This window comes from Bacillus sp. Marseille-Q1617 (assembly GCF_903645295.1).
Taxonomy (GTDB): Bacteria; Bacillota; Bacilli; order Bacillales; family Bacillaceae_B; genus Rossellomorea.
Genome location: NZ_CAHJXM010000002.1, coordinates 520,061 through 546,680, shown reverse-complemented (window position 1 = coordinate 546,680; position 26,620 = coordinate 520,061). Strand labels below are relative to the sequence as shown.

22 protein-coding genes and 2 riboswitches are annotated in these 26,620 nt (G+C 41.6%); of the genes, 8 read left to right on the top strand and 14 right to left on the bottom strand.

Annotated features, from left to right (window positions below):
* Positions 1–221: 221 nt before the first annotated feature.
* Positions 222–1,808, bottom strand: a complete 1,587-nt coding sequence (locus HWX64_RS14190) for a solute:sodium symporter family transporter (protein WP_175990194.1) — start codon at positions 1,806–1,808, stop codon at positions 222–224.
* A 261-nt stretch (positions 1,809–2,069) separates the two neighbouring features.
* Positions 2,070–3,356, bottom strand: a complete 1,287-nt coding sequence (locus tag HWX64_RS14185) for a hypothetical protein (protein WP_175990193.1) — start codon at positions 3,354–3,356, stop codon at positions 2,070–2,072.
* Between the two features lie 222 nt (positions 3,357–3,578).
* Between HWX64_RS14185 and HWX64_RS14180 the strand changes: the two genes are divergently transcribed.
* The 4 genes from HWX64_RS14180 to HWX64_RS14165 all read left to right on the top strand — a co-directional run bounded on the left by HWX64_RS14180 (position 3,579) and on the right by HWX64_RS14165 (position 6,909).
* Positions 3,579–4,367 (top strand): ABC transporter ATP-binding protein, encoded by a 789-nt coding sequence (locus tag HWX64_RS14180; protein ID WP_175990192.1) that lies wholly within the window; start codon positions 3,579–3,581, stop codon positions 4,365–4,367.
* On the top strand, positions 4,351–5,106 hold the full coding sequence (locus HWX64_RS14175) for an ABC transporter permease (protein WP_175990191.1): 756 nt from the start codon (positions 4,351–4,353) through the stop codon (positions 5,104–5,106). The genes HWX64_RS14180 and HWX64_RS14175 overlap by 17 nt, the downstream gene beginning before the upstream one ends.
* A 137-nt stretch (positions 5,107–5,243) precedes the next feature.
* A complete protein-coding gene (locus HWX64_RS14170) occupies positions 5,244–6,245 on the top strand; it encodes an aliphatic sulfonate ABC transporter substrate-binding protein (RefSeq protein WP_175990190.1) in 1,002 nt (333 codons plus the stop codon).
* A gap of 88 nt (positions 6,246–6,333) precedes the next feature.
* Positions 6,334–6,909 carry an SCO family protein gene (locus tag HWX64_RS14165; RefSeq protein ID WP_254871157.1) on the top strand — a complete coding sequence of 192 codons (576 nt, stop codon included), beginning with the start codon at positions 6,334–6,336 and terminating at the stop codon, positions 6,907–6,909.
* A gap of 62 nt (positions 6,910–6,971) precedes the next feature.
* On the opposite strand, the gene HWX64_RS14160 is transcribed toward HWX64_RS14165, so the two are convergent.
* The 4 genes from HWX64_RS14160 to HWX64_RS14145 form a co-directional block, all read right to left on the bottom strand.
* A complete protein-coding gene (locus HWX64_RS14160; protein WP_175990189.1) occupies positions 6,972–7,430 on the bottom strand; it encodes an STAS domain-containing protein in 459 nt (152 codons plus the stop codon).
* A 290-nt stretch (positions 7,431–7,720) separates the two neighbouring features.
* A complete protein-coding gene (locus HWX64_RS14155) occupies positions 7,721–8,986 on the bottom strand; it encodes a hypothetical protein (protein ID WP_175990188.1) in 1,266 nt (421 codons plus the stop codon).
* A 3-nt stretch (positions 8,987–8,989) separates the two neighbouring features.
* Positions 8,990–9,424: a type II secretion system protein gene (locus HWX64_RS14150; RefSeq protein ID WP_175990187.1), complete on the bottom strand. Its 435-nt coding sequence runs from the start codon at positions 9,422–9,424 to the stop codon at positions 8,990–8,992.
* Positions 9,421–9,867, bottom strand: a complete 447-nt coding sequence (locus HWX64_RS14145) for a prepilin-type N-terminal cleavage/methylation domain-containing protein (RefSeq protein ID WP_175990186.1) — start codon at positions 9,865–9,867, stop codon at positions 9,421–9,423. Before HWX64_RS14145 ends, HWX64_RS14150 begins: the two co-directional genes overlap by 4 nt.
* 198 nt (positions 9,868–10,065) lie before the next feature.
* On the opposite strand from HWX64_RS14145, the gene HWX64_RS14140 reads away from it, so the two are divergent.
* Complete coding sequence (locus HWX64_RS14140) at positions 10,066–11,397, top strand: UDP-glucose/GDP-mannose dehydrogenase family protein (RefSeq protein WP_175990185.1); 1,332 nt, start codon at positions 10,066–10,068, stop codon at positions 11,395–11,397.
* A gap of 33 nt (positions 11,398–11,430) precedes the next feature.
* Here the strand turns inward: HWX64_RS14140 and HWX64_RS14135 are convergent, their stop codons facing one another.
* Complete coding sequence (locus HWX64_RS14135; protein WP_175990184.1) at positions 11,431–12,555, bottom strand: histidine kinase N-terminal domain-containing protein; 1,125 nt, start codon at positions 12,553–12,555, stop codon at positions 11,431–11,433.
* Positions 12,556–12,938: 383 nt separating this feature from the next.
* Between HWX64_RS14135 and HWX64_RS14130 the strand changes: the two genes are divergently transcribed.
* The gene (locus HWX64_RS14130; RefSeq protein WP_175990183.1) at positions 12,939–14,603 is read left to right on the top strand and encodes a M4 family metallopeptidase; all 1,665 of its coding nucleotides are present in this window, start codon (positions 12,939–12,941) and stop codon (positions 14,601–14,603) included.
* Positions 14,604–14,694: 91 nt separating this feature from the next.
* Here the strand turns inward: HWX64_RS14130 and HWX64_RS14125 are convergent, their stop codons facing one another.
* A complete protein-coding gene (locus HWX64_RS14125; RefSeq protein ID WP_175990182.1) occupies positions 14,695–15,255 on the bottom strand; it encodes a competence protein ComK in 561 nt (186 codons plus the stop codon).
* 321 nt (positions 15,256–15,576) lie between these two features.
* On the opposite strand from HWX64_RS14125, the gene HWX64_RS14120 reads away from it, so the two are divergent.
* Positions 15,577–16,065, top strand: a complete 489-nt coding sequence (locus HWX64_RS14120; protein ID WP_175990181.1) for a sigma-70 family RNA polymerase sigma factor — start codon at positions 15,577–15,579, stop codon at positions 16,063–16,065.
* 47 nt (positions 16,066–16,112) lie between these two features.
* A riboswitch (cyclic di-GMP riboswitch) is annotated at positions 16,113–16,197 on the bottom strand.
* 359 nt (positions 16,198–16,556) lie between these two features.
* Here HWX64_RS14120 and HWX64_RS14115 read toward each other — a convergent pair.
* The 6 genes from HWX64_RS14115 to HWX64_RS14090 all read right to left on the bottom strand — a co-directional run bounded on the left by HWX64_RS14115 (position 16,557) and on the right by HWX64_RS14090 (position 24,753).
* Positions 16,557–18,890 carry an immune inhibitor A domain-containing protein gene (locus tag HWX64_RS14115; protein WP_175990736.1) on the bottom strand — a complete coding sequence of 778 codons (2,334 nt, stop codon included), beginning with the start codon at positions 18,888–18,890 and terminating at the stop codon, positions 16,557–16,559.
* Positions 18,891–19,161: 271 nt separating this feature from the next.
* The gene (locus tag HWX64_RS14110; protein WP_303049486.1) at positions 19,162–19,644 is read right to left on the bottom strand and encodes a VanZ family protein; all 483 of its coding nucleotides are present in this window, start codon (positions 19,642–19,644) and stop codon (positions 19,162–19,164) included.
* Between the two features lie 59 nt (positions 19,645–19,703).
* Entirely contained in the window at positions 19,704–22,103 is a 2,400-nt protein-coding gene (locus tag HWX64_RS14105; protein WP_175990179.1) for an EAL domain-containing protein, read from the bottom strand.
* 51 nt (positions 22,104–22,154) lie between these two features.
* The gene (locus tag HWX64_RS14100; RefSeq protein WP_175990178.1) at positions 22,155–23,330 is read right to left on the bottom strand and encodes a beta-ketoacyl synthase N-terminal-like domain-containing protein; all 1,176 of its coding nucleotides are present in this window, start codon (positions 23,328–23,330) and stop codon (positions 22,155–22,157) included.
* Between the two features lie 164 nt (positions 23,331–23,494).
* A complete protein-coding gene (locus HWX64_RS14095; RefSeq protein WP_175990177.1) occupies positions 23,495–23,653 on the bottom strand; it encodes a hypothetical protein in 159 nt (52 codons plus the stop codon).
* A gap of 39 nt (positions 23,654–23,692) precedes the next feature.
* Positions 23,693–23,776, bottom strand: a riboswitch (cyclic di-GMP riboswitch).
* A 161-nt stretch (positions 23,777–23,937) separates the two neighbouring features.
* A complete protein-coding gene (locus tag HWX64_RS14090; protein WP_175990176.1) occupies positions 23,938–24,753 on the bottom strand; it encodes a hypothetical protein in 816 nt (271 codons plus the stop codon).
* 729 nt (positions 24,754–25,482) lie between these two features.
* On the opposite strand from HWX64_RS14090, the gene HWX64_RS14085 reads away from it, so the two are divergent.
* On the top strand, positions 25,483–26,583 hold the full coding sequence (locus tag HWX64_RS14085) for an acyltransferase (protein WP_175990175.1): 1,101 nt from the start codon (positions 25,483–25,485) through the stop codon (positions 26,581–26,583).
* Positions 26,584–26,620 lie beyond the last annotated feature (37 nt).

Below are 26,620 nucleotides of genomic sequence, written 5' to 3'. Positions count from 1 at the left end.
GCCGATTCTGTCAAATGAACCGTAACCGCTTCCAATTTCATGTTAATTCAAAGCACCTTTGTCCGTCAATAAACTTTTAGTAAAAGTTTTACTAAGGGTTTATTTTCCTTAAAATCACTGGTGGGCGTGAGGGGAATGGAAAACCTAAGCAGCCTGCTGCAGTGCCGCTTTTTAAAAAGAACAGCCAGGCAAAGTCACCTGACTGTTCGATTGTAAGTTTCCTATGCACCGATACCTGCCGGAGAGAAGATCATATAAATGATGATCATCGCAATGGTCACGGCAATCCCGATCGGGTACACAAGCTTCCACGGTTTCATATCGACTTTATGTGATTCTTCAAGTACAAAATCTGTATCCCTCGGCTTGATCTTTCCGATGATCAGCATGAGTCCTGAACAGAGAACGAACAGAATCCCCAAGATGTGCAGGAAGTGCAGGCCTGTATCCCAGAACAGCTGCGTCACGGCGTAAATCGAAATGAATACAAAGAGGGAAACCTTAGCCGCAATCGCCGGCACCCGCTTCGTCAGATACCCGATGATGATGATCGTGAAAATAGGTACATTATAGAAACCGTTTACAATCTGGAGGTATTGGAAGAACCCTTGAGGCGCTTTTTCGATAAGCGGCGCCAATACCATTGCAAATACTGCTAAGAGCGTCCCGAAATACTTCCCTGTTTTGACAAGCTGTTTATCGGATGCCCCCGGTTTCATGTAAGGCTTGTAAATATTCAAGATAAATAGAGTGACAGATGAATTCAATGCCGAGTTGAACGAAGACAGGATCGCCCCGAACAATACCGCTGCGAAGAATCCGACAAGCGGTGTCGGCAGGATTTCATTTACGAGTCTCGGATACGCATCCGTCGGTTCAAGATTTTCACCGAACATGTTGAATGCGATGATCCCAGGCAGAATCAAGAAGAACGGGCCGAGCAGCTTGAATCCCGCCGCAATCAGGACCCCTTTCTGTCCTTCCTTCAGGTTCTTCGCGGCAATCGCACGCTGCATGATATGCTGTGCCGTACCCCAATAAAACAGGTTCACCAGCAGCATCCCCGTGAACATCGTACTGAACGGCACCGGATCTTCCGGTTTACCGATCGCATTCAGCTTCTCTGGCGTATTCTCCATGATGATGTCCACCCCGCTGAACAGCGAGCCGTTACCAAGAACGAATAATCCAATAACCGGAATCATCAATCCTCCGATCAGAAGTCCGATCCCATTGATGGTATCGGATACAGCAACCGCTTTCAATCCACCGAAAATGGCATACAGCGAACCGATGATCCCGATCGTCCACACCGTGATCCAAAGTGCTGTCGTACGGTCGACCCCGAGCATTTCAGGGACATTGAAAATTCCGCTCAGCGCCACCGCACCTGAATAAAGAATCGGCGGAAGCAGGTTGAATACATAACCGAATAAGAAAAGGATGGTGACGATCTGCTTCGTTCCAAAATCAAAGCGCTCTTCCAGAAAGTCCGGAATCGTCGTGATGCCACCTTTTAAATAACGGGGCAGCAGGTAAAACGCCACAATGACCAGCGCAATCGCGGATCCGACTTCCCAGCCCATCACCGACATATTGTCGGAATACCCTTGAGCATTCAGCCCGATCAGCTGCTCCGTCGATAAATTCGTGAGCATCAAAGAGCCCCCGATGACCCAGCCCGTCAAGCTGCGGCCGGCAAGGAAATAACCATCCTTCGTGGTCAAATCCTCATCTTTCGTCTTCCAATACGAGATAAATGCTACAAGCAATGTAAATAATAAGAAGGATACAACTGTAAATACCATGATGAAACTCCTCTCTCTTCGAAACTTCCTTTTAGTGATCTAATAGAATGTTTTCACAACTCATTTAGTAAACTTTAAAGCTAGTATAAATGAAAGCGCTCTTACAGTAAACATTTTAGTAAAATTTTTTTGATATTTTTACTGGAGGTTTTTACTAAAAGTAAAGAGGGAGCCGGCTGGCTCCCTCTTTTATTGGATTATTAAGATTTTATGACAGGAATCTTTAATATAAGTAGTTAGATTAAAAGCATGGTTTAGCTTTTACCACAAATCATAATGTAATTCTCCAGCCTCCGTCCAAAGCTTGGAACCTTCTCCATTTCCTTCACCTGCTTCAATCGGTTCTCCTGATTCAATAACCTGTTCAACAAGTGATGCAGCTTCTTTCGTAGAAGTCCCTGTGTAATAAACATACAGATCGACGAACAATTCTTTGGATTCAACACCCGTCGAGAATCCATAATTCAGTCCTGCAATTGCATTCCTATTCTTATCAAAAATAGCAGCCACGTCTGATTCTGGGATGTAATAGTACCTTCCCCCATGCCTTCTGGCGATTTCATCAATGTCGTGGTAACGGTCACCATAAGGTTCCCGGCTAAAAATTGTTTCATGCCCGCTTGAAGAAGTCACGGTAAACGTCATTGGAAAAGCTTCGTCCTCCTGTTGTTTAGTCATCTCTTCCTCTGCTTTTTTCCTCTCTTTTGCAAGACGTTCTTCTTCTGCTCGTTTCTTTTCTTCTGCAAGACGTTTTTCCTCAGCACGTTTCTTTTCTTCCTGCGCTATTATATTTGTTTCATATTCCTTTGATGCCTTTTCGATTTCTTCTTGAATCACAGCATTTGTCTTACTGTACGGTAAATGCGCAACTTCCTCGGACAACTTTGAAACCCTTTGATCAAACTCTCCTTGAGGAAGAGACAGTTTTTCAGCAATTGACTTGAGTTCTGCAATTTTCTCAGAAACACCTTTATATGCTGTAACCTGATCTTCTAAATGAGTGATTTGCGGTTTATATCTGTTTTGAAAAAATTCCTGGATGGCGGGGTTTTCTATTTTGGAGGTCAGCTTTGTAAAATCAGCTAACTCTTCCTTTATTGAAGTAAACTGCTTTGATAAACCCGGATCGAGCGGATCTTCCTTAACTTTTTTACCAACATCATGAATCCTGCTTTGCAGCTGATTGGCACTTGGAACGATACTGTTGTACTCTTCAATCCCCTTCATTTTAGGAAGTAATTCTTGTTCCACGTTTTCTTTATGGGCTCCGTTCAAGTTTGAGAGGCGTTTCTCCGTATCATTCAATGTTAACTGGGCTGACGCTACCGCCTTTTCATCCATAAGTGTCAGCAAACCGTCTTCCTTTGCGTCCTTCAAATGGATTTCCATCGTTTCATATAAGGAAGATACACTCCCCTGAGCCGAAGCAAACACCTCTCCGGCTTTTCCCTTCTCTGCTTGAGAAAGAACGTACATCGTCAGGAAAGAAAAAAGCACCAATCCGACGAGACCCAAAGCTATACCAACGAATTTACCTTTTTTGAACATCTATTTCCCCCACTTTTTTTGCTTTTGTAGATTAGACGATTCCCGGCAAGTTTTTATTTCACTTTTTCAAAATTTATTTCCATTATTTTCTGAACAACGGCTAATTTTCAAAAGATGTGGACTTTAAAATAATTAGCAACCTTGACAATCCCTACTAATATACTATAATTAAATTCATTAATTCCGATTAGTTTAATATGATTAATAAGAAAAGGTGATTATTTGTTCATTCAAATCGAACATCTTAACAAACAATATAATGATAAAACCGGTACACCTGTGGATGTGTTGAAGGACATCAACCTGGAGATCGATAAAGGGGGATTCGTTTCGATCCTCGGTCCATCTGGGTGCGGGAAGTCAACACTGCTTTCGATTGTGGCAGGACTGACCAAATCTACTAGCGGCGGGATCACGGTTGGAGGAAATCCGATCAAGAAGCCCGGAAAAGACCGCGGTATGGTGTTTCAGCAAGCTGCCCTTTTTCCCTGGCTGAACGTTCGCGATAACGTGACCTTCCCACTGAAAAAAGAGATGTCAAAAAGCGAAGCGAGACAGCAGGCTGCAAAGTATCTCCACATGGTCCAGCTCGGAAACTATCAGGATCATTATCCCCACGAGCTTTCCGGGGGCATGCAGCAGCGGGTCGCAATCGCACGGGCACTGGCGATGGATCCGGGAGTCCTGTTAATGGATGAACCATTCGGCGCGCTCGATGAACAAACCCGTTCCCGCCTTCACGGCCAGCTTGAAACGATCTGGATGGAAACGAAGAAGACCGTCCTTTTCGTCACCCACAGCATCTCGGAATCCATCAAACTATCAGACCGGATCATCGTAATGGGCACCCGGCCCGGGACAATACTCGCTGATATCAAAGTGGATATCCCCCGGCCAAGGGAAGCTCATAAAGAAGAAATGGTCAAGATCGAGGAGCACATCATGAGCTACCTGAAGAAAGAAATAGACAAAGTCATTAGTGAGGAATTGGCCTATGAACACAGCTCTTAAACGAATCATCTTTTTTGCACTCATCATTGCTTTCTGGGAAGCAGGTTCACGCTTCGGCCTGTGGACGGAGGTCGTGCTCCCTTCTCCTACTTCAGTTTTTAAAGCTCTGTTTACCGGTATCCAGGATCAGACGCTCATTATTGACCTAATCGCAAGCTTCAAGAGGCTGCTGATCGGACTCGGCATTGCTTTACTGATCGGAACGAGCATCGGTGTCCTTTTGGCAAAATCCAAAACGGCTGATGACACGCTTGGATCGGTATTACTAGCCTTGCAAAGCGTGCCGAGCATCGTGTGGCTGCCGCTCGCGATCATGTGGTTCGGTTTGAATGAAAAATCCGTTATTTTCGTCGTCATTCTCGGTGGAACTTTTGTCATGGCACTGAACATCCGAATGGGGATCAAAAATGTATCGCCTCTGTTTATAAAAGCAGCACAGACGATGGGTTCTCGGGGATTGGATCTGTTTATCAGGGTGATCTTCCCTGCTTCGATTCCTTACGTGGTAACCGGTTCACGCCTCGCATGGGCATTCGCATGGAGAGCATTGATGGCCGGCGAATTATTAAGCACCGGACCGGGACTTGGATACACCCTCCGCTACGCATCGGACTTTGGTGACATGAGTCTCGTTATTGCCGTCATGATCATCATCGGTGTTGTCGGTGCAATCGTGGATCAGCTGATTTTCCAGCGTATTGAGAAGTCGGTTATGAAGCGTTGGGGTCTGGAGTCTTAATAGATTTAGAGTTTTTGATAAAATATCCGGATTTTTGAAAATAAGGCATGAGTTTTTGAAAAAATAATTTTTTAGTAAAGCGATACTCCCTTAAGTTACAAAAAAACACCCATAAAAAAACATTAGGAGGCCCCAAAATGAAAAAAATCTTTCTTTTCACAGCGATTTTCTTTCTCTTCGCCGGTATTTTAGCCGGATGCGGAACGTCTGACAAAACGTCCGGATCATCTTCGGACAAAGAAAAAATCGTCATCGGCTACTTCCCGAATATCAACCACGTCCCGGCGATGGTGGCAAAAGAAAAAGGCTACTATGAAGAGCAGCTTGGTGACGGCACGAAGATCGAATACAAAACATTCCCGGACGGTTCATCATTCATGACCGCCCTTAAAACAGGCGATATCGACGCCGGCTTAGTCGGACCGGGACCTGCCATGAACAACTACATGACAGGTGCGGATGTGAAAATCATCGCCGGTGCGTCAACAGGCGGTACGGTCGTACTCGCCAGTGAACAAAGCGGTGTCAAATCTGTAAAAGATTTTGCGGGCAAGTCATTCATCACCCCTGCAGTAGGCTGTACACATGACGTCCAAGTCGAAACATTCCTTCAGGAACACGGCATCGAATCACAGCGTATCGGCGGAACGATGAAGCACGTGACCGGAAACCCTGCTCAATATGCAGCAATGCTGAAGTCAGGAAAAGTCGATATCGCAGTCGCTCCTGAACCTTGGGCAGCGGTCATCCAGCAGGAAACAGGAGCAAAAGTCATTATCGATCACGACGAAATTGCATTTGGTGAAACACTTCCGGCATCCGTCCTTGTCGCATCTGGAAAATCAGTAAAAGATAACCCTGAACGAATTCAAAAGATTGTCGACGCTCACAAACAGGCAACAGAATTCATCGCTGAAAATCCTGAAGAAGCGAAAGAAATTACAATCAACGATATTAAAGAAACAACAAAACAGGAACTAAGCAAAGAAGTCGTCGACCAAGCTTGGGAACGCATCGGATTCACTTACGAGGTTGACTCAGAGGCAGTGCAGGCATTCGCCGACTCATCCTACGAACTTAAATTTCTAAAAGAAAAACCAGAATTCACCGATCTGATCGACAAACAATTCATCGACTAATTTGAAGGCCCGTCCCTCGCTGCTTTGACGTGGTGAAGTGGCGGACCTTTGTTGTAAAGAGGGGGAGATTGAGATAAAGAGATTTTTGTTGATTGTATTGGCTGGATTTTTTTCGGCTGGACTTGTTGGGTGCGGAAATGAGGATGCAGAAGAGTCGTTTCCGATGAGTGTGGAAGTCGGGGAACTTGAGGCGGTGAATCAAGAGGGAGAAGATGTGAAGTTGTCTGAGTTAAATAAAGACAAAATCATGATTGCGGATTTTATTTTCACGAATTGTGATACGGTCTGTCTTCCGATGACAGCCAATATGGCTGAGCTGCAACGAGAAATCAACAAAGCCGGCCTTCAAAAAGAAGTTCAGCTTGTCTCGATTTCCATTGATCCCGAACAGGACACCCCTGAGACATTAACCGAATACAGCAAGCGGCACAGCGCGGATTACAGTAACTGGACGTTCCTCACCGGTTACACCCGTGAAGAAATTGAATCGTTCGCGAATGTCTCTTTCAAAACTCCAGCCTCTAAAGTCGAAGGCTCGAATCAGTTCGTCCACGCGACTTCCTTTTTCCTGGTGGGTGAATCGGGCACACTCCTCAATAAATACGAAGGAGTATCAGATCCGCCGTTTGAAGAAATCATCCAGGACATCAAAAAGCTGAACTAACAAATAAAGCTTGATTCCCACCCGAAAACAAACCGGATGGAAATCAAGCTTTTCTATTTTGGTTACAGCCACTCATAAAATCCGGCATCACTCAGAACTTGGTCTGCCTTGTTCCCTCCACGGCGAAAAGAGACCTGGAGCCCCTCCTGCTTCAATACACAAACCAAATCAACCAAAGCAGAAATCCCAAATTGGTTGATGATATCAAGCTGACTGATATCGATGGTAATGTTTCGATGATTATTAAAATAATCTCTATATTCAAGTAGGAACTCATCTAATTTTTCAACTGTGGAGGAACCGAGATGCCCGGATAGAGCGACCTGCATCGTTCCAGAATACGAAGCAATCTCTATATTTAAACGCTTTGTATAAAGACGAGTATGTCCCATACTGATGAAAAGATCTTTCCCGGAAGCTGGATGATAGAAGAAACACATTTCCTGTTTGGTTGAAAGATTCATAGGAAGCACCTCAATCTTTTTGTAGTTAAAATGAACCAGATAGTATTTTTTACCCACGAAACATCCCATCTAAACATCAAATTTGAGATTTATTTCCTAAAACTTGATAATTATCTTTATCCACCCTGCTATCGACAGCCACAACGGTACACTTAGCAATGTTCCCCATATCAACCCTACAAAAAAATTGCCTTTCAAATTTTCATTCATCAAACCTCTCCAAACCCCTTTAGTATTTAGGACTAGTGTAGCCTTGCCAAAAGTCTGCTATACCCTAACGCGTTTTAATTTAATGCATAAAAAAAGAACAGGATCTCACTTCCTGTTCTTTTCTAGCATACTGTTTCCTAATTATATTCATATTCCACCTGGGTTTCGATTTCTCCCCAGATATTTTTATGCCCACATTTGTTATTGAAAGTTTCTTCATCCAAAAACTCAATATTCTCCAAGCCGCTACTTTTAGAATCAAGCTCAATTCTGCCGTTCTCTTTTGACCCTTTCATATATATTTTTCCATCGATGTCTGCAGTTGGATACCCATGCAAGCTGCCTCCAATACACATTGTGGAATCAAGGCTGACATCTAACTTATTGCCATTTCCATTGTTGTCATTACCCCCATTGCCCTTTCCATTCTTACTACTCTCATTACCCTCACTATCAACCGTCAAGCTGCCGCCTACATAGAGGGTTGAATGGTCATAAAGTTTAAGCTGTTTCTCAACAAACATATCTTGTTGAACATATATATCGGATAATGAAGTATCCAAATGCCCTTTAAAATACGCGTTTTCTTTTACTTCAATATATACTTTTTTAGCATTGTTCATGTTTTTCATTAAAGTAAAATCTTTCTCTACGTGTATTTTGGCATATTCAAAATTGTTGGCATTTCCACTCAATTCTAAATCGTTTTGGGCATATATTAGTTCTTTTTCAATACTTTTATTGTTCCCCGGATATTCGGAGTCATCCTTCATTACTACCCTGTCACAATGGACATCTTTGTTTTTGGGATCCACACAATCCGGGTTTATGTCAGAGGGAAGCTTTATTACATCAAATCCAACCGGCTGACCGCCTTCCCCAAAGCCGCCTTGCGCGTCAATGGGTATGATCATAGTAACATTCAAGCTGGTAACCTCTCCCTCTTGATTATCCGTACTTGTAAATGTAACCTTAAGCTTGCCTTCCTCTTGTTGATCGAATACAAAATTTTTTATGGTAAATGATGAAGGACCCTTCTCATCAACGGTGATTGAATAAGCCTCTACCTCTCCCCCACACACCATTGTCCTTAACTGCTTCTTCAATTCACATTCCAGTTCATTGATAATCCCCCTATTGGTGGAATCGAAATCAGGATCGGAAGCTAGTTTCTTCTCAATAGGCCTTTTGCTCTTCTCATAAGCATCCTTAATCACTATTTTATACTGGGTGACCCCCATTTCCGCCAGGGCAGCAGATTGATAGTTTTCTTCCACTACTTCATTTTGTTTCGTACTGCTGTATGAACGTCCCATGAGATAGAGGGCCAGAGCCATGAAAACGACTAGAATCAGTAATGTCAGAACCAAAGCATAACCTTTATTATTATTCATTCGAGCCAACTGTCATCCCTCTCTCAATCTATATAACGTCGTACGAAGTTTAAACTCATTTTCCGGCCGCTGCTTGTCGTATATTGTGAGAAACAATTCAAACTCTTCATTACTTGGAATCACTTTATCCACTTGGTTTGCGGATATGCACAGCTTTGAATGTGAAAATGTAGTTTCCTTTGGAGGCTTGTTTGTTGATGAGGGTGTATAGTCTACTTTCACTTTGCATTGTTCACTTTCAACTGAATATGATTTAGATGTTTGATGAATTCTGGTCATCTTCATGGAAATAATGTTCGCTTCTTGCTGTAAGGAAATGTCCGACTCCGCTTTTTTGGAATAATAAAGACCTTGAAAAAATACATTCCAGAGGACCAAACCAATGACGGTGAGGATGGCCAATCCTGCCAGCACTTCAATTAATGTTACCCCTTTTTCATCAGTCAAGGCTGCTCCCCCTCCAGAGAGATATATCCAAACGTCTTACTCACCAGAGTCCCTCTCTTATCCAGCAATTCAACTTGTATTAAGTAAGTCTTTCCTGCTCCATTTTCCAAGCTGGGCAATTTATTTATTTTTATATGTTTCTCAAAGGAAGATTCCTCAATGATAAAAAGATAATAATCCTCAGTAGCAGATTCTGCTGCCTGGAATCCCTCCGGAGATGAACCCGTATCTTCATCAAGAAGAAAGGACCTGACATCACTCCTATCGGACCACTCAACCAGCACTCCCTTTGCCATATGCATCCCTTTTATCTTCAATTCATTCTGTTGGTTCATCATCCCCACCTGCGGGAACAAACGAAAGATGGATACAAGAATGATCGACAAAATCGTGACAGCCGCCAATATTTCAATTAATGTAACTCCCTTTTCATTTACGACCATCAGAACTCTCCTCGTAGGCTTATTCTACTACTATTATATCATTCACATAAAAATAATAAGTCAAAATAATAGAATCCACATATATAAATTTACAATTAATCAATCTTTTTCCTGATAACTTTTACTATTTAAGACCACTGCCTAAATATATCTTTGATAAAATAAGGGAATAGATTATGTATAAAGAAGGGATGTCCAATGAAAATTTCAGTGATTGGTGCCGGTTACGCCGGTTTGGTGACAGGCGTATCTTTCGCAGAAATCTCACATAACGTCACAGTTTTAGACATTGACGCCTTACGGATTGACATGTTGAAGTCCGGCCGCTCCCCACTGTATGAAAACGGTTTGGAGGAAATGCTCCAAAAGCAGCTGGCTAAAGGGAATATCTCGTTCACAACCGAATATGACGATGCCATTCCCCAGGCGGAAGTCATCATTCTTGCAGTAGGAACACCATCTAATGAAGACGGTACTTGCAACCTGTCCGCAATAAAAGCGGCAGCCCATGGCATAGGTGCCCATTTAACCAGGCATGACACCATCATTGTGACGAAAAGCACAGTTCCTGTCGGTACAAATCAAAGTATTAAAGAATGGATAAAAGATTCTTTGTCAGTGCCTGTTCAATTCTCCATAGCTTCCAACCCTGAATTTTTACGGGAAGGGTCTGCCCTTCACGACACGTTTCACGGCGACCGTATTGTCATCGGTACGGAGTGTGACCAAACTGCAACTAAGCTAGAAGAAATGGTGAAACCCTTCAATATACCCATACTGCATACTTCTGTGGAAAGTGCAGAAATGATCAAATATGCGTCAAATGCTTTCTTGGCTACGAAGATCAGTTTTATAAATGAAATCGCCACACTTTGTGAGAAAACAGGCGGTAACATTGAAGATGTCGCAAAAGGCATGGGGATGGATCATAGAATCGGCCCTCATTTCCTGCAAGCCGGGATTGGCTATGGGGGTTCCTGTTTCCCAAAAGACACGAATGCCCTTGTGCAGCTTGCAGGGAATGTGGAACATCCATTTGAGCTGTTGAAATCCGTGATCACAGTGAATACCCAGCAGCAGAAGAGGCTCATAACCAAAGCAAAAACACATTTTCAATCATTAAGAGATAAAAAAGCAGGCATACTCGGACTTTCGTTCAAACCCAATACGGATGATATGCGAGAAGCTGCTTCAATTGAGATCATCAATGAACTTCTGGCATATGGCGTTGAGGTGACCGTCTTCGATCCGGCTGCCATGACAAACGCCAGGTCTATCCTGGGGAACGCAGTCAAATATGGTGAACATTGCTTAGATGCGATAGAAGATCAAGATATGCTCTTCATTGTGACAGAATGGGAAGAATATAAAGTGCTCAGACTTCGGACCATAGCCGGTCTCATGAATAATGCCGCTATATTTGACGGACGCAATTGTTTTACGTTGGAAGAAGCAAATGAAGCGCCAGTTGACTATTACTCCATTGGAAGGCCAACTGTATTGAATGTCAGTAATTCTGTAAAAAAATAAGGTCTGTTCCTTATAAATGGGGCAGACCTTTACCTATGAAGGAACAATGGAACGCAACGGGATTTTAATCGTAAAGGTAGTCTTATCGTCAGTAGATGCACAAGTGATTTCACCGCCATGCTTTTCAATCAGCTTCTTACAAATAAACAATCCTATTCCGGTACCAAGCTCTTTGGTTGTATAGAATGGCTCAAAAATAGCATTGATAGTTTCTTGTTGTATTTTGGGACCGTTGTTACTGATGGAGAGATGCATAGTCGACGCTTTGACAGCAGAGTGGATTTGAATTAAGCGATCTCCATCCATGATTTGGAGTGCATCGATTGAATTCATGATCAAGTTCAAAAAAACCTGTCTGAATTCATCCTTGTTGCCTGAAATTTGTAAAGACTTGTCCACTTTCAAGCTTGTTGCGACCTCCCCGGCCAATAAGCTGGGATACAGGAACTCCAATAATTCATGGAATAAGTCAGAAAGCACTATATCTTCCCGCTTACTCTCTATGATTTCTTTTCTGGAAACATGAAGGAACTGTGATATCCTATAGTTCAGCTGATCCAGTTCATGCTGCATAATATCAAGGTAAGGAAGGTCAGGGTGATCGTGCTGAAGTAGTTTCGTAAATCCGATAATAGAAGTCAATGGATTCCTAAATTCATGGACAAAGCTAGAGCTCATCTGCCCAAGAATGGTCAACCGTTCCTTGTGAGTCTGATCGATATAAAGCTCCTTCTCCTGCAACTGTTGGTCCCGGATATCCGTGTATTGTTTCACGGCAAGATAGGAGAATCGGTCAAATAACGCGTTGATTCCCTCGAGATACGGCTGGAGGGCCTCCCATTCAATCCCGGAGCGGCTTACCCATTTGATGATTTCACTTTTCCCGACATTGACGTTGTATACAAACTCGCTGATATTGACATTCGCTGTCACACGTTCATGAGCCGTTTTAAAAGCAAGTGCTTGGATTTCCTCCTCATCACTCAAAGGGTTTTGAATGGCACGCTTCACCAACTGAAACATCCGGAGTCCATTCTGCAGGACTTCCTCCTTATATAAATCATTTTCAGCAATGACAATGTTGGATCTCCAATTATGTAAAAACTCAGCTGAATGTTCCTCTAAAAAATCTATGAGTCTATCAGAAGTACTAGTCATTTACCGGCAATCCCTTCTTCCCTATTTTCAGACGCTCTCTCTTTCCTATATCATAACAGAAATACACTGCTTCTGAGACACTTTCTAAAAATTTCAAGCCTCCCCTCAAAAACCGAAGGCCCGTCCCTCGCTCTACTAAAGTACTAAAGAATTCCCGGTTACAAGGTTCTCTTGGTTTCGACAGAGGGTGGGCCGTTTGGTTTATTTCGGTTATCGGAATTTATCGAATGATGATTTTCGGTATCCTAAATTCCCCATCAAACCTACCCAGGACAGTCTATTATCTCTAGTAATTTCACTAGGTTAAGTTCGTTCCATATGTTCATGTATTTTACTAGATTGCTATCTATACTTAATATCAAATGGTAAAGGGAGGAAATAAATTGAAGAAAAGACTAATTGCACCAATCGCACTTTCTACCGCTCTTATCGCTGCCACTCTGCCTCAAGGACAAGCACTGGCTGTGCAGCCTCAGGATCTTGCCGCCGCCCAGACAATATCTGTGAAGCAATGGAATGAAAAAGCAAATGTCCCTCTATTCGTAAAAGAAAGGCATGCTGTAAAACGTATGGCTGCCACCTCCAACGATGCACTCAATTATCTTCAAGAAAAGAAATCCACACTCAACATGGAGAACCCAAAAGCAAGTTTAAAAGCAAAGAAAGTAGAAAAAGATGAGCTGGGCATGACCCATGTCCGCTTTAGCCAAACCAAAAACGGCATCCCGGTAGAAGGTTCTGAAATCATCGTTCACTATAACAAGAACAATGAAATCACTTCTGTGAATGGATCTTACCACCAGTCAGCGGAAGAAACCGACCTCAACCTGTCACCTCAGTTATCAAGCAGTAAAGCGGTCGAAAAAGCCCAATCAGCTGTCGAAGCACCGGAGAAATTAACCTATGCACCGACCTCAGAACTCGTCATCTATCCTTTCGAAGGGGAAAATCACCTTACATATAAAGTGAATGTCAATTTCCTTGGAGAAGCACCCGGCAACTGGTTTGTGTTCATAGACGCTGAAACAGGTGAAGTAGTCGATCAGTACAACGCCATCATGCATGCGGAAGACATCAATACCCAGACAGGAAGCGGAATCGGGGTTCTAGGAGAACACCGTCTTCTTCATATCTCTCAAACAAAAGAGCCGAATGACGGCACGATGTTCCAGATGGCCGACTTCAGCCATGAAGGGCTGGACGGCATCATCACGTACGATTATTCCAATAACCGATTAGAAGTATTTAAGGATAAGGATGCTGCCTTCCATTCTGATTTTGACCGGCCGGCGGTAGACGCACACTATAATTCCGAAAAGGTTTATGAGTACTACCTTAATGAGCACGGCCGAAACTCCCTGGATGATGAAGGAATGCCGATTCAATCGGTCGTTCATTACGGGAACAACTACAACAACGCATTCTGGAACGGCACGTACATGGTCTACGGGGACGGAGACGGTGAATTCATGGTCCCTCTATCAGCCGGGCTCGATGTTGCCGCACATGAAATGGCTCACGGGGTGACATCAAACTCTGCCAACCTTCTATACCGCTTTCAATCCGGGGCTCTGAACGAAGCATTCTCCGATATTTTTGGAGCACTGATCGATGATGAAAACTGGGAGCTTGGTGAGGACATCATGGCCCCTGCTGCCAAAGAAAGCGGAAGGGAATCCCTGCGAAGCCTGAGTGACCCTAGTAAATATCCTGTAAACGCAGCTTACGTCCCTTACGGAAACGGAGACGGCATGTACCCTTCCCATATGGACGAGTTTTATGACCTCCCCCGCGAATTGGATAACGGCGGCGTTCATATCAACTCCTCCATCATCAATCATGCCGCTTACTTGACGGCCCAGGATATCGGACGTGAGAAGCTTGGTAAGATTTATTACCGTGCATTGACTACTTACCTGACAAGTCTGTCTGATTTCAGTGATGCGCGTCAGGCGATTATTCAATCCGCCGAGGACCTATACGGTGCAGGAAGCGCGGAAGCTGTTGCGGCGGCAGGCGGGTTTGATTCTGTCGGGATTACCGAATAACCATAACGATAAGCATGAAGGCCCTCCTTCATGCTTATTTTTTTGCCCATAAAAAAGAAGCCTTTCTTAAAAGTCTTCTTCTCTCAATCTATTACATTTGGATGGGAGGCTGATTCTCCGGCTGCAAAGGGAGCATACTCGAGTAAACCGATGGAGTGAACATGGATTCTTCCGGATTTCCGGCGGCAGGCGGCAAATCCAAACCTGACGTAAAATAATTCAATGTCGCAGATGCCCTTTCCATCTGTGTGCGGAGAACCTTGACTGAACAAGAGACCTCGAGCATAGAACCGTTTTTAAAGGTGACGTATGTTTTTCCATTAGTGTGGGAGAAATTCTCGATGTGGGAACAAAAAAGCCAGGTGCATTCATAATGTTGGGGAGACATGGTTGGAAAAGCAACTATGTGTGGATCTTCACTGATTATGAGGGGAGTTTTCCTGAAATAAGGCAAAACATGCTTCACTGCTTTAACCCTGCCATCATACGAAGCTCCATTTCTCATGCACACATCATCCAGGAGATCCAAGACCGGCCTTTTACTGAAGATATGTTCCCCCGTCTGATTCAGTATGACGGATTGATACCTCTCGTGATAGGCCGGGTAAACCGCCATCGTATTCATTGAAATAGGATTTTCTCTTTCTCTCACTCACTACACCATCCTTTAAATGTAAGTAGAAACTTATTTTTCAGAAAAATCATAAAAATAAGTGACTTTATACCTATTATACTCTAACAGGATGTTATTTCCAGTTATTTCTACACAATTTTACAATTTTTCGTAAAATACAAAGTAATTCAGCCCGAACAATTGCTTTCCAGCCGCAAACCGTTTGTTTCCACCATACGAAAAACGCTGAATCTACTATAAAACAGACAATTCCCCGTTTTGTTGAATCCTCTCTCTCCCCTGTATGGTAAAGCTACCCGGGAATAACCGAAAGGCGCGCCATTCAGAAGGACCATTGATTTGGATTCATTCCATGAAATTCAAAGTCAGTTTGAACCTATGATCCACAGAATCATCCATTCTCTCAACATCTACAAAGACCAACAGGAGTTTTTCCAAACTGGGCTTATCGCCCTTTGGGAAGCCTCACAAAAATTCGACAGTGAAAAGGGTGAATTTGCTGCCTATGCCTACTCCTACATCAAAGGCAGGATTTTAAGCGATATGAATAGCAAAAATAAAGATCTTGATCGGCAAACATATCCTAAAGAAGAATTTTGGGAACTCGTGGAGGATGAATGGACGGAGGTTCCTTTTTCAAAGGAAACCCTGCTCGCTTATTGTGAGGATCTTTCGGTTTGCCAAACAAAGTGGGTCATGTATACCTTTATCGATATGTTAACGATAAGGGAAATAGCAGAAAGAGAAGAGGTTTCCATTGGTGCAGTTAAGAAGTGGAGAAAAGGGGCTGCGGATCGGATGAGGGAATATGTAAAAAAGACAAAATAAAAAAACCTTAAAGGTTTTCATGTCAAATTACGATATTAAAAGAAAGATTCGGCAGCTGGCTGGCATTGTCATCAAACAGAAGCCCCTATAGCTTTGCGTCACCACCTTTCGATGGCTTTGCCCTTTTCACATTAATTCAGGATGAGCCTTTACCCAAAGATTCGTTTTCGGTGAGACTGAAGAACCTTTATGTATATACGATTCTCCTCACACCTGAAAAACTTGATCCCAAACAACTTCAAAGGAGTCCATATCTCTTTCATATAATAAACCGGCATTCCTGAGCCCCCTCCTAAAATACAATTAATTCCTTATCTTGTACTATTATACAATAAAAAAGTCTGAATTATCTATACAATTAGGTAAATATTAATAGACAAAAAGAGACAGATTGGGACAAGTTGAGAAGTTTATTGTCCAGTTTCTATTCTATAAAAACAAAAAAGCTCCTTACTGGGTCAGTAAGGAGTTTAACCTTTAGAAATATTGTTTTATTTATAGATTAATACTTTGCCAACAGTGCCATCAGCACTTTCACCAGTTACACGGAACTTCAGACCGTAGTTAGGAACGTTACGTCCTGCGTCGACCAGGCCTGGGTTACTGTAGTCGGCGCTGTCGTCGAATAATGGGTTGCGTTTTGTGAAATTGTCTTTCATTGTGAATTGTCCAGGATAATCCAGGAACATTTTTTCTGATTTGTTTAAGCTAAACGCCGCATCATGGATTTGATAGCGAGTAGATCCTACAGTGCCGTCACTCCAACTCAGAACATGTTGATCGGCATCTACGACACCCAGGAAGCCGTCTCCAGGGTGGATCCCCGTCCAGTTTTCGCTGTATTTGTTATCTACATACCATACAACCAGACCTTCATCGAATTCCATCAAGCTTGCTCCTCGGCGAATGTTAGCCAAACCTTCATCTACACCGTTGTGGCTACGCCATTCCAATAGGTAGTAGTGTTCAGAGCGTTTGATTCCATCACTATCAGTAAAACCATCTAAATCAAACTTCGGTTCCCCCTCTGCATCATCAAACAGAACTTCTTTCCCGTCTACAAAAATTGCAAGATCATCTGCAAATAAACCTGGGTTTGATACTGCAGCATCAGTTACATATTCAATCGCAACCTCTACTACTTGCCCAGTGTATGCTGACAAATCAAAGGAAGCATCAAGCCATCCATCGGATGAGCCTGTGATACCATTTCCTAGGTTGGCATCATACGGATTAGTAGTTGTTGTAATATCACTCGCTACCGGTTCCCCATTAACGGTTACATATGCATAATCCCAATCCGTTTCAATGTCGTACCATGTTTTAAAATTGAATTGAGCAGACTCAGCATTAGTTAAATCAACGGTTGTCTTCAAATAAGTGTGTAAACCATCAGCACTTCCTGAGAAGTATTGATTCTCACCGCTTGCGGGCTTATTGATTACTGTTTCTTTTTGCGGAAGATTTACTTTTACCACATCATTATTAGTACCTTTTGTTGTAGCTTCATCAAGAAGATATTCCTTACCTTGTTTATTTATATCTTCTAGTTCCACTTCTTTACCTGTCAACCAATTCCCTTTTTCTCCCTTGCTATTAACTACAGCAGTGGTCTGGAGCATTTCCTTGGCATAAGGGCTGAAACCTGTAGGCTGTGTACCAGGGATACTTCCTGCCCAACTTCCGCTTGACATGATGGACCAGTAGCTTACCGCTTCCCCCGCACCTGAGTATTGAGTATCATATTCATCCGGCAGACCTAAGTCATGTCCAAATTCATGCGCCATAACACCGACAGCCCCATCTTCAGGTTCGATTGTGTAATCATAAGCTGCCATTGCTCCTCCCCAATAACCAACGGTTGCTTCTGTCCCTTCAAGAGCATGGACTCCTCCCAAGTTCCAACGGTGAGACCAAATTGCATCGGAACCTAAGGATCCACCGCCAGCTTCTTCACCAACACCAGAGTGAATAATCATTAAGTGGTCAACGAGACCGTCTGCTTCCAAATAATCACCATCACCATCAAGGTCGTAACGATCCCACTTGTCGTAATCCGCGATATTTACTTCTGGATCAGCGGCTGCTAGAGCTAACGCTTCCTTTACAAGACCACGTGCATTAACATCACTATCATCTTCCGTAGGATAGTTCCCACCATAAGCAGTTGCAGGTTGACTAGCTGTGTACCATCCAGCAACTTCTCCTTCTACAGAATAACTTCCACCTGACTGCTGCTCATAATATTGCTTCATGGATACATAGTTTTTTCCATCCGGACCGGTCCAGCCGCCAGTACCAAACAACATGTCCTGATAATGCTCACGCGAGTATGAATCTTCCCCTTCATAATACATATCCGTTTCATCGGCCGTCATGGAATTATGAGGCTTATCCGGGTAATCAATTAGGAGAACAAGCACTTTATCCGTGCGCATTTCCCCACCGTATTCTTCCTTCACTACAGACTCAGGTGAATTCTTCTTCGCCTGGCCAAGCTTATTTCCCTTTCCGGATCTTAGGCCACTCTCTTTCATTTCCTTCTGAAGCTTGGCTTTGCTAGCAGCTGCTTCATCTTCAAGCTCCCCCGCTTCTTTTTCTGCACTTTCAGCCTTCTTATTCAAAAACTTAGCCAGTGCCTTCTCCGCTTCAGCAGGAGTTGCATTCTTTGCAATCTTTCCTTCTTTCTTCAGCATCTCAATCAGACGCTCATCGTTGGCAATCCCCAAGTCAAACGGAGACCCATGGTGACTATGACCGGCATGACCTTTACTTGTCACCTCATTAAGGACGCTTTTCACATCAACCGTCTGAGCAGTTGACATAGCTGGACCCACTGCTAATGTACTAAGTCCCAGCAGTGTAGCTAGTGCTGCGGACGCAGCTTTTCTTTTCTTTCTCAAACTAATTCCCCCTTAAAATAATTAGAACATAGACATAAGTTCCTATATTCTGAATTCTTTATACAGAACACCTATCCCTTCTGGAGGATTTATTTGTAAAATAATTGTAATATTTTAATATATTAGTAATATTTTGTTTTCTAACCAAATACAAAAACAGACACTCCATACCAAAAGTACCTGTCCTCATTTTTCAACGTACATCAAATTGCTCAGAATGAATAAACTCACCAATAGCATTCATAAGGAACAACACCACCATAAAAACAAAAGCCCCCGCCATATCATACCCCACATCCACCAGGCAGCCGGTTCGATGAAAAAACAACTGAGCAGTCTCGGTAAAGAGTGCGTATGAAAATGATATGAGCAAGGTCACTCCAATCCGATTGACCACTACAAAAACTATCAGAGCCAATAAAAAGAATGCGAGTGCATGCCCAGTTTTTTGAAAAATGTAAGCATAACTGGTAAAAGAATAAGAGGTGAAATCGAAAAACGCTGAATAATCCGGATTGGAATTCCATTTAAAATGAGGAATTCTTTCTCTATACAATCTGTTCAAGCTTTCTGTACAAGTAAAGATAAATATTAGAATAAAATAGCATGCGGCTCCTATCCTGAGCAAAATAATCACTTCCTTGTGATTATTTTTGACAAGACAAAACAGCGGCATACTTATCGTAAATGAGAAAAAGCATGAAGAAACGTTTCTTCATGCTTATATATTCTTTACTATTCAGCTGTTTTTAAAAGGAACTTCTGCTCAAATTCCTTACCGCATAACGGTCTGCTAATTGCATACCCTTGTATGGTGTCACATTGGCTTTGTTCCAGAAAGCGTATTTCCTCTTCGTCCTCCACACCCTCTGCTGTCACATGTAAGCCAAGGTGCTTTGCCATAGAAATGATACTGTTCACAATAGCTTTATTATCTTCATGAAAAGTAATGCCGCTGACAAAACTTCGATCAATTTTCAACGTATCGAGCGGGTATTTCTTGAGATAACTTAAAGAGGAGTAACCAGTCCCGAAGTCATCCATTGAAACGCTGACTCCGATTGCCTTTAATTCTTCCAATTTATTGATCATCATAGCCGGATCATACATGGCAATACTTTCTGTTATTTCTAGATCAATATAAGCTGGGGAAAGTCCAGAATCTTTAATGATGGCAGCTGCTTTATGGACGAACTTTTTATCCAGGAGCTGTCTGATTGAAATATTGATCCCGACTTTCAGAGGAGGATACTCCGCTTTCTGCCAGCGTATATTCTGCTCGCAGGCTGTCCTGAGGACCCATTCCCCTATCCTGATAATCATACCTGTTTCTTCTGCAATCGGAATGAATTCAGCAGGTGAAACAGGACCAAGGTTCTTATTGTTCCAGCGGATAAGCGCTTCCATTCCGCAGATCTTCTTTGTATGTATGTCCATTAATGGCTGGTAATGAAGGTCAAATTCACCCAGTTCTAAAGCAGTACGCAGTTCTTTTTCAATCATCATTTTCCGATAGAAATCACAGTTCATTTCTTTCGTGAATAGTTGAAACCCATTTTTTTCTCTTTCCTTCACATAGTACATGGCTGTGTCAGCGTTTTTCATTAATGTCTTTGCGTCACATCCATCTTCAGGATAAGTACTGATGCCAATGCTTGGCGAAATGAAGAATTCCTGCTCTCCGAGAATGAATTCTCTATTAAATTGTTCAAGTAGACTATTCGCAATATCAGTTACTTCTTTAGTATGACGATAAGGAAACAGTAAGGTGAACTCATCCCCTCCAAGCCTGTAGACATTCGCGTTTGCAAGTCCTAATTTACCAATAAACTGTTTAAGACGTTTAGAGACTTCAATCAATAATAAATCTCCGACATCATGCCCGAGGGTGTCATTGATATATTTGAAACGGTCTAAATCAATAAGCATCAAAGCGGCTTTCGTGCCGGCCGGCTTTAAGATGTTCGTTAAATTTTCGTTTAACAACCTCCTGTTGGGAAGCCCGGTCAGGACGTCGTGATTCGCTTGATGGTTAAGTTCTTTTTCATGCTGTTTATGCTCAGTGATATCGGTTGAGACACCAAGGAGAATAGTGGAATCTTTCGTTTTAATGGGAATCTTTGTACTTTGCAGCCATTTCTCTTTTCCAAAACGATTAATAAAGATTTCTTCAGCTACAGTGATCTCTTTCTGTTCAGCAAGTACCGATTGATCAACCTGATAAATCTCAAAGGCTCTTTCCTTATTTACCTGAACATCGAAATCAGTTTTCCCTATTATTTCTATCTTGTCCATTCCATATAGGGCGGCGAAGGATTCGTTCACCAGAGAGTAACGGCCATGTTGATCTTTAGCGTAAATATAATTGGGGTTAAGGTCGATCACCTTACTTAAAAAATCCCTGTTCTGGTCAAGTTGATTATTGACATCATTGACCCTCTGAAGATGCATCTTATTTGATAGAATCAGAATGGAAATAGCGAATAACAGAACTGACACAGCACTGGGAAGCAGCATGGCATCAGGAAGCATGTTTAGTATCCCGATGGCATACCCTACGGCGGTCGAGATGATAAAATAGAATAAAAATGATCGCAAAGCGGAATGACTGATTCGGGTACAGATCCTTATACATACGACAATACTGATGATAAATAAAAGCACATTCGCTTGAAACACCCATGAAAGACTCCCGTATACAGGAAAATGAAAAGCAGGGGCATTGACCGGTTCTATCAATCTATAAGAATGAATCCCTTTATGGCTCCAGCCTATTAAATACACAGCAAAACTACAGATGTAATAGAATATGACCACCTTTTTATTCATCAGGTAATTCCATTTACTGTTTTGGAAGTTCGCAAGCTCTTCCTGGTAAATGATAAAAGCCACAAAGAATAGAGTAGGAGATACCATGATAGAACCTATCCTGAATAACCTAAACAGAAAATCGATGGCTTCCCGGGATAAAATATGATGAGCAAACAACACTGATACATCCACTTGCCATAACGAGGCCAATAATAAAAATAAAAATAATACTTTTGATAACTTATTTCCCTTGAACATTTTAACAATTGAAATGCCGATAACCAGAGGGATAAGAGCAACTAATAGTAAAAACAGAAAAAACATAAGATGATCCCCCCTAAATCGTATAATTCTACTGTTCCATTTTTATCGTTTTCAGGGTTTCCCAATAACAATACAAGCATTATTCCCGCTATTACCATGAGTGGTTATACTCACGGATTCAATTGGCTGATACCGTGTTTTATAAACAATGGGTAAATCCTCGTACCCCTTCCCTGAGGTTTTGATGGTCGGAGGTATGAATCCATACTCAATCGAAATCAGAGCTGAAATAATTTGCATCGCCCCCATGGCTGCAAACGAGTGACCGGTCATTCCTTTCATTGATGTAATAGGCACCCTATTCCTGAACAGCTCTCTATGAATATACCTTTCAATCCGGTCATTTGTCTGCAGGCCTAAAGACTGACTGTTCACATATGAAGGGACTTTGTCCCTAATGACTTCCTTGTATAAAGAAAGCATCTCCTGTCCTGATTCGTCCGTTTTCAAGATCGGGGTTCCTTCATTTCTTGATAACACGTTTTCTACGCTTCCATAGATTTTCTTCCCCTGCTTCAAAGCATCCTCTTCTCGTTCCAGAACCAGAACCCCTGCCCCTTCAGACAGTACGAACCCTTGGTGATCAGTCGAAAATGGGACACCAGTCTGTTCGATTGAGACATTTGACTTTATGGCTCTTGTTTTGATGAATCCGTTAATACTCCACTGTCCAAGGGGTGCGTCTGTCCCGCCTATGATACAGGCATTCACTTGGCCGGACTCCAATAATAATTTTGCCAAAACAATTGCATCCAGACTGGCTGTACACCCGGTAGTTAGAGTGAAAGCAGGTCCTCTAAGTCCTACATGTGCGGCCACTGCCGAAGAAAGGGTATGGGTATCAACAATCGATACACCGTGAATTGGATACTTTTTTAAATCAAGGGCCACAGAAGCATACTGCTCAATTTCTAGTATCGCTCCAGCAGAAGTCCCCATAATCACTGCCACCTTATATGGGTCACATGATAATTGAGCCATGGATACTGCATCATCGGCAGCTGCCAGGGCCAGCCTGATCGAACGGGGATAACGCTTATAATTTTTTTCATTAATAGTTGTAAACTCGTCTTCTATAATTCCCGCAATCACACTCGAATGCGTATCATTGTTACTTTTAAGTACAGACTGGGTACAGATCCCATTCTCCAGTACACTGTGAAAATCATGTTTAGTTAATGCGCCTGGAGCTTTTATCCCATAGCCGGTAATGACAATTCTGTCCAATAGAATCCATCCTTAAGATAGTAGGTTATACCGATTATTTCTTCCGTTACCATTTATTATAAGGAAATAATCAGACATAATCTATGATATTTCGACAAAAAACACTCCTATAAGCTTTAATGGATATAAAATAAAAAAAGGCCCATAAAGAGCCTTTCCATAAACTAATAGTTATTCAGTTTCATTTCGTGATACATGATTTTTTGTTGGATTTTCTTTTGAAGCCGGCAGTCCAGACAACTATCCAATAATGCCTGATGGTAGTGCACTCTAATAGAGTGCCACCAAAATTTTAATTGAGACAATAGTCTTTTCAACTTCATAATATTCCTCCTCTATTTCATAAATCGCAGGAGTCCGTGTTCGGAAACTGGCTGGCATAGTCCTGGACATTAGCCCCTGTAGTTTTGCGTCATCATTTTTCAATGATTTTGCCATTATCGTACGAATTATGAATGTGCTTATAAATTTTTATCAACATACTATATAACTATAAACCGCAGTTAATAATGATACCATTTTACTACTTTTAGATAATATCATAACTTAATTATAAATAAACAGGATATTCTTAAAAGAATATTTCAACAGACAAAGCCGCTATCATTTACTTCCTTACAAAATAATCAATTAAGTATTTCGCCCAAAGCCCATTTCCCTTATCATTCGGCAAGTTTTCATTCGTGAGATACTCCTTTATTTCCTTCCCTTTATGATCCGGCCATGCATACCAATGATTCAAGTAGATATATTTATTTTGTTTCGCATAATCTTCCAAATCTTGCTCTTCATTTGGATAATGACGGGCTCCATGAATAGGATTAGCAGGTTGTATCATCACTGTCATCTCTGGATTATGTTCCTTAAAAACTTCTATGATCGTTGAAAGGTTTTGTAATCGGTCCGATATACTTAATTCTCCATTATCATACAGTAAAAAAGGTTCCAACAGCAGAATGTCGGGTGTCAGTCCCGCCAAGTCTTTATGTATGTTCTCGCTGATCACCTGATCAGAGGTTTTATTAGCAATTTCTTTTATTGAAACCTCTACAAGAGACTTGCCGTAAAATTCATGCAGCTTATTTTCCAGCTGTTTTGGCCATCCACCTTCTTTTTGAGAGGTAGAGGAGGACCCGAGAACCATCATATAAACAGGCTGATCATCACCGTTTATTTTTTCTCTGAACTTTTGCTGAAGCTCAGGCGGCAAATGATTCACTTTATCTAACTTCACTAGTTTATCCTTATCTATTACTTCTGCAGCTGATATTACCTCCTTTTCTTTTTTATCTTGATGGTTCACATCGTTTGTTGCAGCAGAGCCTGCCTGAACCGCTATTACTCTCTTATCCCAATGTAATTTACCTGCTGTCAATGTGTACACCGTGATGATTAAAAGACAGATTAACAGTACATTTTTCATTCTCATCCCCCATCCGTATAACCTATACAGATATGATATAGAAGATAAGTTACATTATTTGTAAATATATGTAGGGTACGGTTCTAAAAGTTACGACAAAATATATGTTTTGTTATAAAAAAAGAGATGACTTAAAGTTAGTTTTACCCTTAGTCACCCCTTTTAAATATTTAACTACTTAGTCACAATACTTTTTATAAAAATGTCTTAACAATCTTTACCCATCCAAAAAAGGAAAGCCACAACGGAATACTTATAAGAGTGCCCCAATACAAACCGGAACTGAAGTCATTTTCATTTCTCATAATTCTAGCACCCCATTCTACTTAATTTGTTAGCTGGAGAACGTATATGTCCAATTATAAACCGGTCATCACAAGAAAATTGTCATTTTTATGGTGGAATTTCTAAGAATATTTGGCTTAATACGTCGAAATGTTATTTTTTTATTCCCTTTTCTTTTTTCAATAAACCTTTTTACAAGAGATATAAAAAAGCTTTATTTCAGTTTTAAGCTTCGCTGAATAGTTGTTATAACTTAGAACGATTCAAGAGTATGGGTTATTCTACAGTGGATTTTTAAAAGTTTCCCACAATTATCATATTCTGGTTCTAATATTATCCTCGTTCAACTATTTCATTAAAATATGATTACGAATGAGAATTCACTATATTTTTCATATAACATGTAGGAGGAATTGAGTTTACTACATCAAGGATGTGACAAAAATGACTAAAAAACGCAGCCATATAGCTGAAATTCATATATTAAGAGCAATTGCTTGTCTATTAGTGGTCTTTGTTCATGTCTCAGCCACTTATTATTACCAACAGGGGCAGCAGTTCAATGATTATACTTATTTCATTAACCAGATAAGCCGCTTCGGAACCCCTATATTTGCACTCATCAGTGGGTTTCTATTATTTTATCAAGTTCGCTTCAGAGGTTTTGATCTTAAGAGGTTTTCTACTAGTCGATTTACTAAAATAGGGTTTCCTTTTTTATTTTGGAGTATATTTTATTTAGGATTCATGTATGCAGCTGAAGGTGTGAATCCCTTTGACGTCGGAGAAAAACGGTTTCTAATAAACTTTTTATCAGGTAATTCTTTTTACCATTTATACTTTATGGCGATTGTCTTTCAATTTTACCTGCTGTTCCCGTTCTTACAATTAATCCGATCTAAAAAGAACTGGATTATTTTGTTGATGGGCTCTATCTTTCTGAACTTATATTTTTTAAAACTTTTCACACCAGGTCAATTTGAAGGAATTATTGGAGAAATCCTTGGACAGCGAGCTTTTCTGCCACATTGGATATACTTCTTTATTTTTGGAGGGTTCCTTGCATATTATTGGGAACCACTAGCAGCGTTCTCAAGAAAATATAAAGGCATATTGGGGATTTCTGTCATTTTGATCACGCTGGCAGCAGTATGGGAATACAAGACCGTTGGGGCCATAGCTTCTAATAGAGCAACCAATATGATCAACATTCCTATCATCACCTTATTTATCATCGGAATCGGAGAAACGATTACAAAAATTAATTGGTTGAATCATACCCTTACTAAAATAGGTACCTTATCAATGGCTATCTATTTAGCTCACCCATTCGTGATTTATTGTTTCCAAGAAATAGCTCCTGCATCAATCTGGAAGACAGCACTTTTCCCAATCGTGTATGCAGTTATTCTCCTAGCAACAATCGGAGTGGTCAAATTCATCCAGCTATTCCCTTTAAATCAATATATTCTTACCGTCCCAAAAATTAAAACTGCCGAAAAGAAAGAAGCGACAAACCGCAGAGAATATAGTATGGGGCAGTAATAAAAAAACAGGCCCGTCCACCGTCACTTTAATTGAC